Source organism: Pseudomonas sp. PvP025, from assembly GCF_017832155.1.
Classification (GTDB): domain Bacteria; phylum Pseudomonadota; class Gammaproteobacteria; order Pseudomonadales; family Pseudomonadaceae; genus Aquipseudomonas.
Genome location: NZ_JAFIBJ010000001.1, coordinates 4,031,280 through 4,045,657, shown reverse-complemented (window position 1 = coordinate 4,045,657; position 14,378 = coordinate 4,031,280). Strand labels below are relative to the sequence as shown.

At 62.4% G+C, this 14,378-nt stretch carries 18 protein-coding genes; 6 read left to right on the top strand and 12 right to left on the bottom strand.

What is annotated here, in order from left to right:
* Window positions 1–50: 50 nt before the first annotated feature.
* Window positions 51–1,127 (bottom strand): aminopeptidase, encoded by a 1,077-nt coding sequence (locus JOE32_RS17610; protein WP_209986798.1) that lies wholly within the window; start codon window positions 1,125–1,127, stop codon window positions 51–53.
* 109 nt (window positions 1,128–1,236) lie between these two features.
* On the opposite strand from JOE32_RS17610, the gene JOE32_RS17605 reads away from it, so the two are divergent.
* On the top strand, window positions 1,237–1,656 hold the full coding sequence (locus JOE32_RS17605; RefSeq protein WP_209986796.1) for a hypothetical protein: 420 nt from the start codon (window positions 1,237–1,239) through the stop codon (window positions 1,654–1,656).
* Here the strand turns inward: JOE32_RS17605 and JOE32_RS17600 are convergent, their stop codons facing one another.
* Together JOE32_RS17600 and JOE32_RS17595 are read right to left on the bottom strand one after the other, a co-directional pair.
* Window positions 1,657–1,896 carry a DUF1161 domain-containing protein gene (locus JOE32_RS17600; protein WP_209986793.1) on the bottom strand — a complete coding sequence of 80 codons (240 nt, stop codon included), beginning with the start codon at window positions 1,894–1,896 and terminating at the stop codon, window positions 1,657–1,659. It lies immediately after the preceding gene.
* A 154-nt stretch (window positions 1,897–2,050) separates the two neighbouring features.
* Window positions 2,051–2,482, bottom strand: a complete 432-nt coding sequence (locus tag JOE32_RS17595; RefSeq protein WP_057006206.1) for an OsmC family protein — start codon at window positions 2,480–2,482, stop codon at window positions 2,051–2,053.
* 217 nt (window positions 2,483–2,699) lie between these two features.
* Between JOE32_RS17595 and JOE32_RS17590 the strand changes: the two genes are divergently transcribed.
* Window positions 2,700–3,701, top strand: a complete 1,002-nt coding sequence (locus tag JOE32_RS17590) for an LLM class flavin-dependent oxidoreductase (RefSeq protein WP_209986790.1) — start codon at window positions 2,700–2,702, stop codon at window positions 3,699–3,701.
* A 59-nt stretch (window positions 3,702–3,760) separates the two neighbouring features.
* Here JOE32_RS17590 and JOE32_RS17585 read toward each other — a convergent pair whose 3' ends face one another.
* Both JOE32_RS17585 and JOE32_RS17580 read right to left on the bottom strand, forming a co-directional pair.
* Entirely contained in the window at window positions 3,761–3,985 is a 225-nt protein-coding gene (locus tag JOE32_RS17585) for a DUF1161 domain-containing protein (RefSeq protein ID WP_209986784.1), read from the bottom strand.
* 115 nt (window positions 3,986–4,100) lie between these two features.
* Entirely contained in the window at window positions 4,101–4,313 is a 213-nt protein-coding gene (locus JOE32_RS17580) for a dodecin (RefSeq protein ID WP_003233668.1), read from the bottom strand.
* A 157-nt stretch (window positions 4,314–4,470) separates the two neighbouring features.
* Here JOE32_RS17580 and JOE32_RS17575 point away from each other — a divergent pair, with 157 nt between their 5' ends.
* Complete coding sequence (locus tag JOE32_RS17575) at window positions 4,471–4,797, top strand: DUF883 family protein (RefSeq protein WP_034101663.1); 327 nt, start codon at window positions 4,471–4,473, stop codon at window positions 4,795–4,797.
* On the opposite strand, the gene JOE32_RS17570 is transcribed toward JOE32_RS17575, so the two are convergent.
* Window positions 4,794–5,693: a LysR family transcriptional regulator gene (locus JOE32_RS17570; RefSeq protein WP_209986781.1), complete on the bottom strand. Its 900-nt coding sequence runs from the start codon at window positions 5,691–5,693 to the stop codon at window positions 4,794–4,796. The two genes, JOE32_RS17575 and JOE32_RS17570, sit on opposite strands and share 4 nt — an antisense overlap.
* A gap of 110 nt (window positions 5,694–5,803) precedes the next feature.
* Here JOE32_RS17570 and trpB point away from each other — a divergent pair, with 110 nt between their 5' ends.
* From trpB to JOE32_RS17555, 3 genes are all read left to right on the top strand, one after another.
* Window positions 5,804–7,045, top strand: coding sequence for a tryptophan synthase subunit beta (gene trpB, locus JOE32_RS17565; RefSeq protein ID WP_209986778.1), 1,242 nt, complete (start codon window positions 5,804–5,806; stop codon window positions 7,043–7,045).
* Window positions 7,045–7,854 carry a tryptophan synthase subunit alpha gene (gene trpA / locus JOE32_RS17560; RefSeq protein ID WP_057006211.1) on the top strand — a complete coding sequence of 270 codons (810 nt, stop codon included), beginning with the start codon at window positions 7,045–7,047 and terminating at the stop codon, window positions 7,852–7,854. The genes trpB and trpA overlap by 1 nt, the downstream gene beginning before the upstream one ends.
* A 134-nt stretch (window positions 7,855–7,988) precedes the next feature.
* Window positions 7,989–8,420 carry an anti-virulence regulator CigR family protein gene (locus JOE32_RS17555; protein WP_209986775.1) on the top strand — a complete coding sequence of 144 codons (432 nt, stop codon included), beginning with the start codon at window positions 7,989–7,991 and terminating at the stop codon, window positions 8,418–8,420.
* A 239-nt stretch (window positions 8,421–8,659) separates the two neighbouring features.
* Here the strand turns inward: JOE32_RS17555 and JOE32_RS17550 are convergent, their stop codons facing one another.
* The 6 genes from JOE32_RS17550 to JOE32_RS17525 form a co-directional block, all read right to left on the bottom strand.
* A complete protein-coding gene (locus JOE32_RS17550; protein ID WP_209986773.1) occupies window positions 8,660–9,964 on the bottom strand; it encodes an MFS transporter in 1,305 nt (434 codons plus the stop codon).
* 156 nt (window positions 9,965–10,120) lie between these two features.
* Window positions 10,121–11,269, bottom strand: coding sequence for a galactonate dehydratase (gene dgoD / locus JOE32_RS17545; protein WP_003233648.1), 1,149 nt, complete (start codon window positions 11,267–11,269; stop codon window positions 10,121–10,123).
* 48 nt (window positions 11,270–11,317) lie between these two features.
* Window positions 11,318–11,938: a 2-dehydro-3-deoxy-6-phosphogalactonate aldolase gene (locus JOE32_RS17540; RefSeq protein ID WP_209986771.1), complete on the bottom strand. Its 621-nt coding sequence runs from the start codon at window positions 11,936–11,938 to the stop codon at window positions 11,318–11,320.
* Window position 11,939: 1 nt separating this feature from the next.
* Window positions 11,940–12,905 (bottom strand): 2-dehydro-3-deoxygalactonokinase, encoded by a 966-nt coding sequence (locus JOE32_RS17535; protein WP_209986769.1) that lies wholly within the window; start codon window positions 12,903–12,905, stop codon window positions 11,940–11,942.
* A gap of 103 nt (window positions 12,906–13,008) precedes the next feature.
* Entirely contained in the window at window positions 13,009–13,338 is a 330-nt protein-coding gene (locus JOE32_RS17530) for a DOPA 4,5-dioxygenase family protein (RefSeq protein ID WP_209986768.1), read from the bottom strand.
* Between the two features lie 31 nt (window positions 13,339–13,369).
* Window positions 13,370–14,320 carry a LysR family transcriptional regulator gene (locus JOE32_RS17525; RefSeq protein ID WP_209986766.1) on the bottom strand — a complete coding sequence of 317 codons (951 nt, stop codon included), beginning with the start codon at window positions 14,318–14,320 and terminating at the stop codon, window positions 13,370–13,372.
* Window positions 14,321–14,378 lie beyond the last annotated feature (58 nt).

Here is a 14,378-nt window from a genome sequence, read left to right as displayed (position 1 = left end):
CCGCTATCGGGAGCAAGCCCCCTCCCACATTCTGACCTGTGAACACCCGGCTAATGTGGGAGGGGCTTGCTCCCGATGAGGCCAGCACTGGCAAAACCCTCCAACTGCCTGAGCGCCGCCTTGCGCTGCGCCACCGGCAACCCACCCAGTCTCTCGACCGCCGCATAAAACTTCACCCAGTCCCCACCTTGCTGCCTGAACAACCCGGCAAACGCCGGCACCCACTGGTCATACAGGCCGAACGGCAGCAACCGCGCGTTGTTCAGCGGCTGGTCGATCCACGCGTCATAACGCTTGTCGCCTGCCCATTGGCTATCGCGCATCTGCCGATACTGGCTGCGCAAACGCTCGAACTCCGTCGCCTTGGCCTGGCGCATCGCATCGACGGCCAGGGGCTGTGTGTAGAGCGTTTCCAGGCGCGTGCGGGTGTCGAGAACCAACCGGATAAACTGGTCACGCTGCTGCGACGCCGCCTGGCTGAGCGGCGCCAGCCCTCTGGCGGCACGCCATTGGCGGGCGCCTTCCTGCTCGACGAAGGTGGCAAATGACTCGTTGAATTCGGTGTCGTCCTTCACATAGAAACGCTGGTGCGCCAGTTCATGGAAGATCAACGTGGCCAGGCGCTCGTCGCCCCAGCTCATCATCGAACTCATGATCGGATCATTGAACCAGCCCAGGGTGGAATAGGCCTCGACGCCACCGATGGCGACATCCAGGCCCTGTTGCCGCAACAACGCCGCCTCGCCGCGCGCCGCGCCCTGGTTGTAGTAGCCGCGATAGGCCACGCACCCGGCGATAGGGAAGCAGTGGTTCTGCGGTGACAGGGAAAATTCCTGCGTGGCGAAGACATTCCACACCACATACGGTCGGTGGATGTCGGCGTACAGCCGGTAACTCTGATTGTCCGGCAGGTGCAGGTGCTCGCTGGCAAATATGCGGGCTTTCTGGGATTGAGCGAGGTGGTCACGCAAGACCTGGGGTCGGGACGGGTCGGCAATCACGGCGGCCACCGGCTCCCGTGCGCGCAGCAATTGCCACTGGCCGTCGGCCAATTGGCTGTAATAACCAACGCTGGAGCAACCACCGAGCAACACGAGCAGCACTGCGGGAAATAAACGCCTGACCATGCGGTGGCTGCTCCTGGAAGTGGGGCCGCCAGACTATCGCGCTTGAAGGTGATTTTTCCACGCGATGACGTGTTTATACTCAAACTTCGTCCCGCGTTGAGTTCCTGCCATGCGCCAGCTTCTGATTCCCGCCGCCCTGTTGCTCAGCGCCTGCGCGTTGACGCCCTTGCCGGCCGTCGACCCGCAGCAGGCCTGGGTCGATTTCACCACGCCCACACCCGGCGCCAAACTGGTGATGGCGGAGCGTCTGGACGGGGAGAAACTCAATGACGGTCGCTTTTTCCAAATGCCCCCCGGCCCTCACGAGCTGATGGTGCGCTTTGATTTTGAAGTGCCCGCCGGTGGCGGATTGGGCGGCCTCAGCCAGATGATGTACCGCACGTGTTTCATGACGCTGCAGTACGACCACTTCCAGGCCGGCCAGCGCTACGTGCTGGAAGGGCGCTCGCTGGCGTTCACGCCGAACATTCGCCTGTATGACCCGGCGCGTCAGTTGCTGGCCGAAGAGCGCAGCGTGAACTGCCTCTGATCAGTCGTTGTTTTTCTGATAGAGGATGCGCTTGGTGCCGTTTTCGCACGAACCGACAATCATGGCGCTGTCGTGATTCCTGGCTTCTTCGGCAGTGATGATTTCCAGGGTGTAGGACGGAATCGCCTTGGCCTGGATATTCACTTCGATCTCTTTTCTAAGCTCTTCACAATCTTTTGGTGCGGCCACAGCCGACGTGGCCAACGCACCGCAGATGATTGCCAAGGCAAAACGTTTCATGTGTGTAGCTCCCTGAATGCATGCGCACGGGTGTGCGCCTAGGCTGCATAGGCTATAGGACCACATTTGCGAAACGGGAGTTCTGATTTAACGCACAACTGAACGTGTGGAAAAATGAGGGAGGGCTTGCCCCTCCCACATTGAAGCGGCTGCATCAGTTAACGAGCGTGCCGTCCAGGGTAATGGTGGCGTTCAACAGCTTCGACACCGGGCACCCTTCCTTGGCCTTCTTGCTCAGCTCATCAAACTGCGCCTGGCTGGCGCCGGGGATTTTGGCCTTCAGCACCAGGTGCACCGCAGTAATGGCGAAGCCGCCTTCAACCTGATCCAGGGTCACTTCTGCCTGGGTGTCGATGCTGTCAGCCTTGAGGCCAGCGTCGCCAAGAATCATGGAAAACGCCATGGAGAAACAACCGGCGTGGGCGGCACCGATCAGTTCTTCAGGGTTGGTGCCCTTGCCGCCTTCGAAACGGGCCTTGAAGCCGTAGGGCGCTTCGCGAAGTACGCCGGTTTCCGTGGAGATGGAACCCAGGCCAGTCTTCAGATCACCTTCCCAATGCGCGGATGCTTTTTTAACGATACTCATAGCGGTCTCCTCGAACGGTGGTTTTACGTCGTCAAGGATTCTGAGGTTAGACGGCGCGGCAAAGTTCATCTTGTCGGAAAAACCTAGCGAATTAGTAGGAAATTTCCTAGCCTGCTATTGAATCTCGGGTATATGCCCTCATTTCACAGAGCATGCACATGAAGCGGCAGGTTTGGTTCGTCTTGAAAGCCTGCGCCCCTATTGGAGAAGCAGGCTTATGAAATCGCTGTCCGACGTAAAGTTCTCGACCCTCGACCTGGTACCCGTGCGCGCCGATGGCAGCCCGGCGCAGTCGCTGCGCAATTCGCTGGACTTGGCCCAGCACGTGGAAAAATTCGGCTACAACCGTTTCTGGGTGGCCGAGCACCACAACATGGACGGCATCGCCAGCTCGGCCACCTCGGTATTGCTCGGCTACCTGGCCGGGGGCACCTCGACCATCCGCGTCGGCTCCGGCGGCGTGATGCTGCCCAACCACGCACCGCTGGTGATCGCCGAACAGTTCGGCACCCTCGAAAGCCTCTACCCTGGCCGCATCGACCTGGGCCTGGGCCGCGCGCCCGGCTCCGACCAGATGACCGCCCGCGCCCTGCGCCGTGAGCGCTCCGGCAGTGCGGATGACTTCCCGCAGGACGTGGCCGAACTGATGGCCTACCTCGGCCCACGCACCCCCGATCAGCGCGTAATCGCCGTGCCCGGCACCGGCACCCACGTGCCGGTATGGCTGCTTGGTTCAAGCCTGTTCAGCGCACAACTGGCCGGTGAGCGCGGTTTGCCCTACGCCTTCGCCTCCCATTTCGCACCGCGCCTGATGCACGAGGCGGTGCGCGTGTACCGCAATCACTTCCAGCCTTCAGCCGTGCTGGACAAGCCCTACGTGATGCTCGGCATTCCGCTGGTGGCTGCTGACACCGACGAACAGGCCGAGTACCTGGCCACCTCGATGTATCAACGCATCCTCGCGTTGATGCGCGGGCAGAGCCTGATGCAGCGCGCACCGGTAAACACCATGGATGGCCTGTGGCTGCCCCACGAAAAAGACGCGGTCGGCAGCTTCCTCGGCCTGGCCATGGTCGGCGGCCCGGCGAAGATCCGCGCCAGGCTGGAGGTGCTGATCGAGCAGACCGGCGCCGACGAACTGATCTTCACCAGCGACCTGTACGAGCATGCCGACCGGATTCATTCCTACGAGCTGCTGGCGCAGGTAATGAAGGGCTGAACCCCAGGCGTAAAAAAACCGACGCACCTGCGTCGGTTTTTTATGTCTGGAGCACGGGATTAACCGCGCTTGTAGACGATTTCCTTGGTGCCGCCTTCACAGCTGCCAATCACTTGGGCATCGGCCGCTGCGCCTTTCTCGACGACATCCAGCGAGTAATGCTGAACGCCTTTAGCGTCAAGCTTCGCTGCGAGTTCGCTTTTCAGCTCATCACAAGGCTTGCCCGCCGCCAGAGCTGTGCCTGCAATGCTCAACAAACCTACTGCCAACAGAAACTTTTTCATCCGTTACTTCCTTGCGCTGATCAAATTGAGCGTGCCGACGCCAATGGCGTCGGCACCCAATGTGTGTAGCGCAGGTTATGGCAATCGGCCAGCGAGCAAAGTTCAACTCACCCGATTAACTACTGGCAATACGGAATCCCACCTTGAGGGTGACCTGATAATGGGCAACCTTGCCGTTCTCGATATGACCACGGGTTTCAGTCACCTCGAACCACTCCAGATGCGTCAGGCTTTTGCTGGCTTCAGCCAATGCGTTGTTGATCGCATCTTCAATGCTGGTGGTGGACGAACCCACCAGTTCGACTTTCTTGTAGGTGTGATTACTCATGGCGTTTCTCCTAAAGGTCGTCAATCAAGACTAGCAGTGAATGTTCTTACTGCTTCAGGCGACCATTCGCAGGAGAAAGTTCAGAATTACTGCACTTTCTGAAACGGGCGCAGTCGGTATCTACACACGCCACTCAATCACTTTCAGGAGAGTTCACATGGCCAACACTTCTTTACGCAAAGCGTCGCTGGAAAGCATGGAAGCCGAGATTTCGAGCCTGCTCAAATCCCTTGAGAGCCTCAAGGATGACGCGTCCGATGAGTCGCGCAAAACACTGAAGGCCTTGAAAAGCAATGCCGAGAACGCCCTCAAGCACTCTCGCCACCTGATCACCGATGCCTACGAAGAAAGCAAGGTCAAACTGCGCGAAACCGGCGTTGCTACCCGTGACTACGCACAAGAGCACCCATGGACTACTGCCGGTGTTGCCGTCGGTGCACTGGGCCTGCTGGCAGCCTACCTGCTGTGCAAACGCGGTGACTAATACGTGGTCTGGCGCGCCAGCTCAGCCTTGAGCCACTGCGCCAATTGCCCTGCGCGCCCGTCTGCGGCGCGCTTGGGCAGCCACAACGCGAGGTGCGCCGGGGTTTCACTGAAACCCCATGGCGCCACCAGCCGACCCGCACGCAGGTCTTCCGCCACCAGCGGCTGCGGTGCAATCGCTACCCCAAGTCCCGCCACTGCTGCTTCCAGCAAATAATACAAATGCTCAAACCCCTGGCCGAGTTTCAACGTGCCGGGCTCGATGCCGTGTGGCTGCGCCCAACTGGGCCAGGCTTGCGGGCGCGAGGTGGTGTGCAACAGCGGTTCGCCACACAAGGCAGAAGCCGGGGCCTGGCGCAGTCTTTCGTAACCGGCATAACGCGGGCTCATGACCGGCCCGATGCGTTCGCTGGCCAGCTCGAACACCTGCATGTCGGCCGGCCATGGTGGTTCGGCAAACACCAGCAGGGCGTCGAGACCCGGTCGACGCGGATCGAGATCGCCATCACCCGCCGAGAGGTGCAGACGCAGGTCCGGCAGATCGGCATTCAAGCGGCCCAGGCGCGGGATCAGCCAGCGCGCGAGCAAACTGCCCGAACAACCCAGCACGAAGGGTGCGTCGGCGCTGTGGCGGGTCAATTCGTTGCACACATCGCGCAGTCGCTCAAATGCCTCGGCACTCACATCACGCAGCCGTACGCCCGCATCTGTGAGTTTAAGGCCACGACCTTCCTTGACGAACAGGCTGACGCCCAGGTGTTCTTCAAGCACTTTGAGCTGGCGACTCACCGCACCGTGGGTCACATGCAGCTGCTCGGCTGCCTGGCTGACGCTGTTTAGCCGCGCTGCGGCTTCAAACGCGCGCAAGGCATTGAGCGGTGGGAGGTCTCGGCTCATCTGTGAGTTTTCCTGACAGGTTGCGGCGATCTTATCGGTTTTCAGCCTGGAGCGTGAGGGGTAGAGTGGACCTCATTGCATCTCTCACCCCCTATTCCCTGGAGCGTCCCATGATTGAGTCCCAGACCGACCTGCGCAACGGCCCGGACCTTAACGGCCTGTTTGGCGGCTTTGGCGGCCGCTACGTTGCAGAAACCCTGATGCCGTTGATCCTCGACCTGGCCCGCGAATACGAAGCGGCCAAGATCGATCCGGCTTTCAATAAGGAACTGGCCTACTTCCAGCGCGACTATGTCGGACGCCCGAGCCCGCTGTACTTCGCCGAACGCCTGACCGAATTCTGCGGCGGCGCCAAGATCTACCTCAAGCGCGAAGAGCTCAACCACACCGGCGCGCACAAGATCAACAACTGCATCGGCCAGATTCTGCTGGCGCGGCGCATGGGCAAAAAACGCATCATCGCCGAGACCGGCGCCGGCATGCACGGCGTGGCCACCGCCACCGTGGCGGCGCGCTTCGGCCTGCAATGCGTGATCTATATGGGCACCACCGACATCGAGCGCCAACAGGCCAACGTGTTCCGCATGAAATTGCTGGGCGCTGAAGTCATCCCCGTGGTGGCCGGCACCGGCACGCTGAAGGACGCGATGAACGAAGCGCTGCGCGACTGGGTGACCAACGTCGACGACACCTTTTACCTGATCGGCACCGTGGCCGGCCCGCACCCTTACCCTGCCATGGTGCGTGACTTCCAGGCCGTGATCGGCAAGGAAACCCGCGACCAGATGCAAGCCCAGGAAGGCCGCCTGCCGGACAGCCTGGTGGCGTGCATCGGCGGCGGTTCGAACGCGATGGGCCTGTTCCACCCGTTCCTGGATGACAAGAGCGTGGACATCATCGGCGTCGAAGCGGCCGGCCACGGCATCGAGACCGGCAAACACGCCGCCAGCCTCAACGGCGGCGTACCAGGCGTGCTGCACGGTAACCGCACCTTCCTGCTGCAGGACGACGATGGTCAGATCATCGACGCCCACTCGATTTCCGCAGGCCTGGACTACCCCGGCATCGGCCCGGAACACGCGTGGTTGCATGACATCGGCCGCGTCCAGTACACCTCGGTGACCGACGACGAAGCCCTCGAGGCGTTCCACAAATGCTGCCGCCTGGAAGGGATTATTCCTGCGCTGGAAAGCGCCCATGCCCTGGCCGAAGTGTTCAAGCGTGCACCGAGCCTGCCCAAGGATCACCTGATGGTCATCAACCTGTCGGGCCGTGGCGACAAGGACATGCAGACCGTGATGCACCACATGGGACATGCTCAACCAGAGCATGCCAAGCAGGAGACACACTGATGAGCCGCCTGCAAACCCGCTTTGCGCAGCTGAAAGAACAGAACCGCGCCGCCCTGGTGACCTTCGTCACCGCCGGCGACCCGGGGTATGACGCTTCGCTGGCGATCCTCAAAGGCCTGCCTGCGGCCGGCGCCGATGTGATCGAGTTGGGCATGCCCTTCACCGACCCGATGGCCGACGGCCCGGCGATCCAGTTGGCGAACATCCGTGCGTTGGAAGCCAAACAGAACCTGGCGAAAACCCTGCAGATGGTGCGCGAGTTCCGCAAGGACAATAACGACACGCCGCTGGTGTTGATGGGTTACTTCAACCCGATCCACAAATACGGCGTGCCGACGTTCATCAGCGACGCCAAGGACGCTGGGGTCGATGGCCTGATCGTGGTCGACATGCCGCCCGAGCATAACGCTGAGCTGTGCGACCCGGCCCAGGCCGCCGGCATCGACTTTATCCGCCTGACTACGCCGACCACCGACGATGTGCGTCTGCCTACCGTGCTCAACGGCAGTTCCGGCTTTGTGTACTACGTGTCGGTGGCCGGTGTGACCGGTGCCGGCGCCGCCACCCTGGAACACGTCGAAGAAGCCGTGACGCGCCTGCGCCGCCATACCGACCTGCCGATCAGCATCGGTTTTGGTATCCGCACGCCGGAACAGGCCGCTGCCATCGCTCGCCTGGCGGACGGTGTCGTGGTGGGCTCGGCATTGATCGACCACATCGCCAACGCCAGCAGCCACGAGCACGCTATCGATGGGGTATTGAGCCATTGCGCGGCGCTGGCCGAAGGCGTGCGTAACGCGCGTAAGTAAGCGTCCCGTCAGCACTAGGTAAAGTTCCTGATACAGAGGAATCAACCCGCGCGGGCACGGCCTAAACAGCAAGACCCAGGGATTTCGAACCTCGTTTGAAATCCCTTTTTTGTGTGTGCCCTGAGGAATCCCCGATGAAAATGCCCAAATCCGTGATTGCAGGTCTCGGCGTGCTGGTACTCGGCGCCAGCGCCTTGGTGCACGCCGCGCCGCCCGACCCGCGCGGTGAAGGCCCCGGCCGTGACGGCCCGCCGGGCCCCCATGAGCAACGTGGCCCGCAGGACGACCGCAGAGGCGGCCCACCCCGGGATTTCGGCCCGGTGCGCCAGATCATCCACGACCACCACGACCAGTTCGCACGCGGCGCGCCACCGCCACCGGACGTGCGCCTGGAACGCGGCCGACCATTGCCTCCCGGCTACTACGGCGAGCGCCTCGGCCCCCGCGAACTGGAGCGCCTGCCGCGCTACGACGGTTACGAATGGCGCCGCTCCGGCCCGGACGTGGTGTTGATTGCAGTGGGCACCGGCATCGTCTACGAGATCCTTGCCAACGTACTTAACTAAGCAGGTTTTTTGTGGCGAGCGGGCTTGCTTGTGGCGAGCAGGCTTGTCCTGCGTTGGGCTGCGCAGCAGCCCCAAAACCAGACGCTGAGTCGTATCAGGTACACCGCGTTTTGCCTGATTGGGGGCGCTTCGCACCCCAACGCGGGGCAAGCCCGCTCGCCACAAGCAAGCCCGCTCGCCACAACACAAAAAGCCTGCTAGCCACAGAAGCCCGCCCGCCACCACAGGCGGGTCAGGGTTTACAACTCGATCCGCTCGACCTTGCCCACCAGCAGCACGTAGGACAACGCGCCAAGCAGCGCCAGCACGGCGATGTAGGTTATTGCCGGCGCAAACGAGTCGCCGCTGGCCAGAAAGCCGATCACGATTGGCGTGGCAATCGCCGACAGATTGCCGATGAAGTTGAATACCCCGCCCGTCAGTCCCAGCAAACGCGCAGGGGCCAGGGTCGACACCAGCGACCAGGTGATCGATGCCAGGCCATTGCCGAAGAACGCCAGCGCCAGGAAGGCAATCACCCACGCCGTCGAGTCCACGTAGTTGGCGCCGATTATCGCAGTGGAAATCAGTAGCCCGCTGATGATCGGCAACTTGCGTGCAAAGCCCACCGACGCTCCCCGGCGGATCAGCCAGTCGGAAAAGATCCCGGAACACAGCACACCGACAAACGCCGCGAGAAAGGGCAGCGAGGCCAGCAGGCCGGACTTGATGAAATCCATGCCACGGTATTTCACCAGGTAAGTGGGGAACCACGTCAGGAAAAACCACAGCGTGGAGTTCAGGCAGAACTGGCCCAGGTAGATGCCCCAGAGTTTGCGCTTGCTCAGCACAATGCCCAGGTCGACCCAACTGAACGGCGCCTTTTTGGTCTGCGCCTGCATGTCCACCAGGCCGCCGCCGTCGCGGATCAGTTGAATTTCCGCCGCATTGGCGCCTTTGAAATCCTTCGGCTCGCGGTACACCGCGTACCAGATCAGCGCCCACAGGATGCCCACGCCGCCCGTGGCGACAAACACCATGTGCCAGCCGAACCGGTGTTGCAGCCAGGCCAGCACCGGCGTCAGAAACGCCAGCCCGACGAACTGCCCCGAGGTATAAAAGCCAATCGCCGTGGCGCGTTCGCGCTCGGGAAACCAAGTGGTCACCACACGGCTGTTGATCGGATAGGCCGGGGCCTCCAGTGCGCCGACCGCCATGCGCAACACAAACAGCGCGATAAAGCTGGCGGCAAAGCCCAGCATCACCGTGGCAATCGACCACAACAGCAAGGCGGCGGTGTAGAGGATGCGCGGTGGCACCCGGTCGACCAGCCAGCCGCCGGGAATCTGCATGGCCGCGTAGGTCCAGCCGAACGCGGAGAAGATCAGCCCGACATGCACCGGGTCGATCCCCAGGTCGCTGGTCAAAGCTGGCGCGGCAATCGACAGGTTGCTGCGGTCCAGGTAGTTGATCACCACGGTGATGAACAGCAGCAGGCCGATGAAGTAGCGCTTTCGGCTAGGCGTGACGAGAGAAGCCTGTCCGGTGAGGGATTCAGGTTGCATGGGGAGTGCCTCTTTTTATGTTTATTGAGGACTGGGTGGGAGGGGGCTGGCTCCCGATAGCGGTGAATCAGCCACTGAAAATGTCGACTGACACCCAGCTATCGGGAGTAAGCCCCCTCCCACCTGTTTAACCGCATTCTTTCAGTCAGAGCGTGCTTACCACTCGGCAAAGCTGCCGTCGGCATGGCGCCAGATCGGGTTGCGCCAGCGGTGGCCGATGGCCGCGCGTTCGATCACGTATTCCTCGTTGATCTCGATGCCCAGGCCCGGGCCGTTGGGGATCTTCACAAAGCCCTGGTCATAGTCGAACACGCCCGGGTCGCGCACGTAGTCGAGCAGGTCGTTGCTCTCGTTGTAGTGAATGCCCAGGCTTTGTTCCTGGATAAACGCGTTGTAGCAGACCGCGTCCAGTTGCAGGCAGGCCGCCAGGGCAATCGGGCCCAGCGGACAGTGCAGAGCCAGCGCCACGTCGTAGGCTTCGGCCATGTTGGCGATCTTGCGCGTCTCGGTGATGCCGCCCGCGTGGGAGGCATCCGGCTGGATGATGTCGACGTAGCCCTCGCTGAGCACGCGCTTGAAGTCCCAGCGCGAGAACAGGCGCTCGCCCAGGGCAATCGGCGTGCTGGTCAGCGGCGCCAGCTCTTTCAGCGCTTCATAGTTTTCGCTGAGCACCGGCTCTTCGATAAACATCAGCTTGTACGGGTCCAGCTCCTTCATCAGCACCTTGGCCATCGGCTTGTGCACGCGGCCATGGAAGTCGACGCCGATGCCCACGTTGGGGCCGACTGCATCACGCACGGCCGCCACGTTGGCCAGGGCCAGGTCGACTTTGTCGAAACTGTCGACGAACTGCAGTTCTTCGGTGCCGTTCATTTTCACCGCGGTAAAGCCACGGGCCACGGCCTCTTTGGCGGCACGCGCGGTGTCAGCCGGACGGTCGCCGCCGATCCACGAATACACGCGAATCTTGTCGCGCACCTGGCCGCCGAGCAGGTCGCTCACGGACACGCCGAGGGCCTTGCCCTTGATGTCCCACAGCGCCTGGTCGATACCGGCCAGGGCACTCATGTGCACGGCACCGCCACGGTAGAAGCCGCCGCGATAGAGCACGGTCCAGATGTCTTCGATATTGCGTGGGTCTTTGCCGATCAGGTAGTCGGACAGTTCTTCAACGGCAGCCGCCACCGTGTGGGCGCGGCCCTCGACCACCGGCTCACCCCAGCCGGTCACGCCCTGGTCGGTCTCGACCTTGAGGAAGCACCAGCGCGGCGGGACGATAAAGGTCGTCAGTTTGGTGATTTTCATCTGTTATCTCTCTTATCGATGCGGCGCCTGCGGGCGCGGAACTTGATATCAGCTCAGGGCTTTCCAGGCGGCGACATACGCCTGGGCGCGGCTCGCGACCTGATCCACTGTCATACCCGGTTTGAACAACCCGGAACCCAACCCGAAACCCTTGGCGCCGGCGTCGCTGAACACCTGCATGTTGTCCGGGGTGATGCCGCCCACCGGCAGCAGCAGGGTGCCCGCCGGCAATACCGCGAGCCACGCCTTGATCACCGCCGGGCCCATTTGCTCGGCCGGAAACAGCTTCAGCACATCGGCGCCTTCGGCCAATGCCGCGAACGCTTCGGTGGGCGTCGCCACACCCGGCGACAGGTACAGGCCGGCCGCTTTTGCCGCACGCAGTACCTTGGCATCGCTGTGGGGCATGACGATCACCTGGCCGCCGGCCGCCTTGACCTGCTCGACCTGTTCCGGCGTCAACACCGTGCCGGCACCGATCAGGCAATCGGCGGGCAAGGTGTCGCGCAGGGTGCGGATGCTGGTGTAGGGGTCGGGCGAATTGAGCGGCACTTCGATCACGCGAAAACCGGCGTCGTACAACACCAGTCCGATGGCCAGGGCTTCGTCCGGGCGTACGCCGCGCAGGATCGCGATCAAACCGTTTTGTGCCAGTGCGTGCTTGAGCATGTCAGGCCTCCGTTGCTGGTTGAGTGAGCCCGGCCGCCACGGCCAATTGCCACAGGCCGCGCTCGGTGGCTTCCTGCGCCAGGCTGACATGGCCGAAGCCGCAAAGGGCGAGGGCGCGTTGATAGCGGGTGCAAAGAGCAGCGGCGCCGACCAGGATGATCGGCTGGTGTTTTGCGCTGCCTGGCAGGCCGGCGAGTTCATGGCCGATCATCAGGCCGGAAAGATAATCCGCTTGTTGCTCGGCCGAGAGTTCGGCGGTGAGGCCCAGGGTACGGGCGCTGAACAGGGTGGACAGCAAACCGCGCTGGCCATCGGCCGACAGCGCCACGTGTACGCCTCGGTCAAAGGCTTGGGCCTGGAACTGCTCACAGGGCTGTTGGGTACGCCCCAGAATGCTGTGTTTGCTCAATATCGCGAACAGCTCACCGGTCATGAAGGTGTCGAAATGGGTGATGCGGCCATCGACCACCTTGACCCATTTGCAATGGCTGCCGGGCAGGCCGATCAATACGTCAGCGCCCGCCGGCAGGCTTTGCAGCACGCCCAGCACCTGGGTTTCTTCGCCGCGCATCACATTGGGCAAGCCGTCCGGCTCGATCACACCGGGCACGATGTGCACCTCCACACCACGCAGGCTGCGCACCCGGTGCAAGGCCTGGCCCAGGCTGGAGACGTCGACGGGTGTAGCGCGATAGGCCGCTTCGCTCCAGCCCTGGGCGCTGCCGACCATGCCGCAGGCGATCACCGGCAGATGGGGCGCCGCGTCGAGCCAGTCGCCACAGGCCGCGTCAAAGGCCAGCTCGAAGCCATCGGTGCAGCGCACACCGGCGATAGCGCGGGCCTCGGTGGGCAAATGCATGATGCCCGACGCCAGCGCGCGCTGTTCCAGCACCACGCCTGCGGGGCCGAGTTTGTAAGCACGAAGGGAGCTGGTCCCCCAATCGAGCGCGATCAATTGCGCCTGCATCGCTTCACCTGAGTGTTCTGAGCGGATGGGCGAATATAAACCCAAGGCGGCGCGAATCTCAATATATAAATATCTGTCCCATATATAGGGAATCAACGGCCATTTATGTAAATGCGCTCAGGTTCAGCTCCCGCATCGCCCCCATCCAGATCGCGTAGTCGGTGTGGTCCTTGAGGTCGTCACCGGTGTCCGGATGCAGGAACACCACCAGGCCATTGCGATGGATCACCAGCCAGGGCAGCACCACACCGATGTATTCGACGTCGAACGCCAGCTGACAGCTCCAGTCCGGGTGCGGGCCCACCGGCCGTTGGTGCATGCGCCCCATGCGCAGCGGGAACAGTGCGGCGGCGTCTTCACACAACGTGCGGGCCTGATCGAGGGTGTCGGCGTCGAAGTAGATATGGGCGTGATAGCCCTTGATGCGTTGCATGGCGGCCTCCGCAGCGGATGTGCGCCAAATGCTAGACGGCAATCGAGGGCAGGGCCAGTCCGGTCAGCGATTGCGCGCTGCTGGCCTGCTCCGCCAGCAACCAGTCGACAAATCGCTCGACCAGTTGCCCGCGTCGTTTACGCTGTGGCTGCACCACGTAGTAGCCGAAGCGCGAGATCACCGTGTCGCTGATCGGCCGGCACAGCCAGTTCTGCTCGAGCAGGTTATCCACCAGGTGCCGCCAGCCGATGGCCACGCCCTGGCCGGCAATCGCCGCCTGGATCAGCAGGGTGTAGTTGTCGAAACGCAACTGGCCGGGCGTGGGCGCTGCGGCGATCCCCAGCTCGCGGAACACGCCAGCCCAATTGAACCATTGGCTGTTGGTCTCCTGACGCAGGTGCAGCAGCGGGTACTCGGGCAAGGTCTGCACGCTCAGTGGCCGGGCCTGATCCTTGAGCCACTGGGGGCTGCACACCGGGAATACTTCCTCGTTGAATAGCCACAGGCTGTCGCCCTGCTTGAAGCGGCCGTCGCCAAACAGCACCGCCACGTCGAGGTCGCTGCGCAGGCTGGCGTGGTTGCGTTCGCTGGTCACCAGGCTCACGTCCACCTGCGGGTAGGCCTCATGAAAACGGTGCAGGCGCGGCATCAGCCAGTAGGCGGCGAAGGCAAAGTCGGTGGCCACCTGCAGCACTTCGTGCTGGTCCTGCTGGGTAATCGCGCTGAGGCCCTGATTGATGCCCTGCAAGCCGCCCTGCACATGCTCGAACAACAGCGCGCCGGCGTCTGTCAGTTCAATGCCGCGGTAGATGCGATCAAACAGGCGGATCGCCAGCTGTTCTTCGAGGCGTTTGATCTGCTGGCTGATCGCCGGTTGGGTGGCGCCCAGCTCCATCGCCGCCGCCGTAAAGCTGCGGTGGCGCGCAGCGGCTTCGAAGGCGCGCAGCAGGTCGAGGGACAGGTCGCCGAGGGCTTCATACATAAGCTGTGCTTATCCTAGACATTGCTTTTCATGGGCTTTACCCCACTTTTCATGGGCT

What these genes read in the sequence shown, in the direction of transcription:
- JOE32_RS17610 (WP_209986798.1), bottom strand. Translation starts at nt 1,127, where the DNA reads ATGGTCAGGCGTTTATTTCCCGCAGTGCTGCTCGTGTTGCTCGGTGGT.
- JOE32_RS17605 (WP_209986796.1), top strand. Translation starts at nt 1,237, where the DNA reads ATGCGCCAGCTTCTGATTCCCGCCGCCCTGTTGCTCAGCGCCTGCGCG.
- JOE32_RS17600 (WP_209986793.1), bottom strand. Translation starts at nt 1,896, where the DNA reads ATGAAACGTTTTGCCTTGGCAATCATCTGCGGTGCGTTGGCCACGTCG.
- JOE32_RS17595 (WP_057006206.1), bottom strand. Translation starts at nt 2,482, where the DNA reads ATGAGTATCGTTAAAAAAGCATCCGCGCATTGGGAAGGTGATCTGAAG.
- JOE32_RS17590 (WP_209986790.1), top strand. Translation starts at nt 2,700, where the DNA reads ATGAAATCGCTGTCCGACGTAAAGTTCTCGACCCTCGACCTGGTACCC.
- JOE32_RS17585 (WP_209986784.1), bottom strand. Translation starts at nt 3,985, where the DNA reads ATGAAAAAGTTTCTGTTGGCAGTAGGTTTGTTGAGCATTGCAGGCACA.
- JOE32_RS17580 (WP_003233668.1), bottom strand. Translation starts at nt 4,313, where the DNA reads ATGAGTAATCACACCTACAAGAAAGTCGAACTGGTGGGTTCGTCCACC.
- JOE32_RS17575 (WP_034101663.1), top strand. Translation starts at nt 4,471, where the DNA reads ATGGCCAACACTTCTTTACGCAAAGCGTCGCTGGAAAGCATGGAAGCC.
- JOE32_RS17570 (WP_209986781.1), bottom strand. Translation starts at nt 5,693, where the DNA reads ATGAGCCGAGACCTCCCACCGCTCAATGCCTTGCGCGCGTTTGAAGCC.
- trpB (WP_209986778.1), top strand. Translation starts at nt 5,804, where the DNA reads ATGATTGAGTCCCAGACCGACCTGCGCAACGGCCCGGACCTTAACGGC.
- trpA (WP_057006211.1), top strand. Translation starts at nt 7,045, where the DNA reads ATGAGCCGCCTGCAAACCCGCTTTGCGCAGCTGAAAGAACAGAACCGC.
- JOE32_RS17555 (WP_209986775.1), top strand. Translation starts at nt 7,989, where the DNA reads ATGAAAATGCCCAAATCCGTGATTGCAGGTCTCGGCGTGCTGGTACTC.
- JOE32_RS17550 (WP_209986773.1), bottom strand. Translation starts at nt 9,964, where the DNA reads ATGCAACCTGAATCCCTCACCGGACAGGCTTCTCTCGTCACGCCTAGC.
- dgoD (WP_003233648.1), bottom strand. Translation starts at nt 11,269, where the DNA reads ATGAAAATCACCAAACTGACGACCTTTATCGTCCCGCCGCGCTGGTGC.
- JOE32_RS17540 (WP_209986771.1), bottom strand. Translation starts at nt 11,938, where the DNA reads ATGCTCAAGCACGCACTGGCACAAAACGGTTTGATCGCGATCCTGCGC.
- JOE32_RS17535 (WP_209986769.1), bottom strand. Translation starts at nt 12,905, where the DNA reads ATGCAGGCGCAATTGATCGCGCTCGATTGGGGGACCAGCTCCCTTCGT.
- JOE32_RS17530 (WP_209986768.1), bottom strand. Translation starts at nt 13,338, where the DNA reads ATGCAACGCATCAAGGGCTATCACGCCCATATCTACTTCGACGCCGAC.
- JOE32_RS17525 (WP_209986766.1), bottom strand. Translation starts at nt 14,320, where the DNA reads ATGTATGAAGCCCTCGGCGACCTGTCCCTCGACCTGCTGCGCGCCTTC.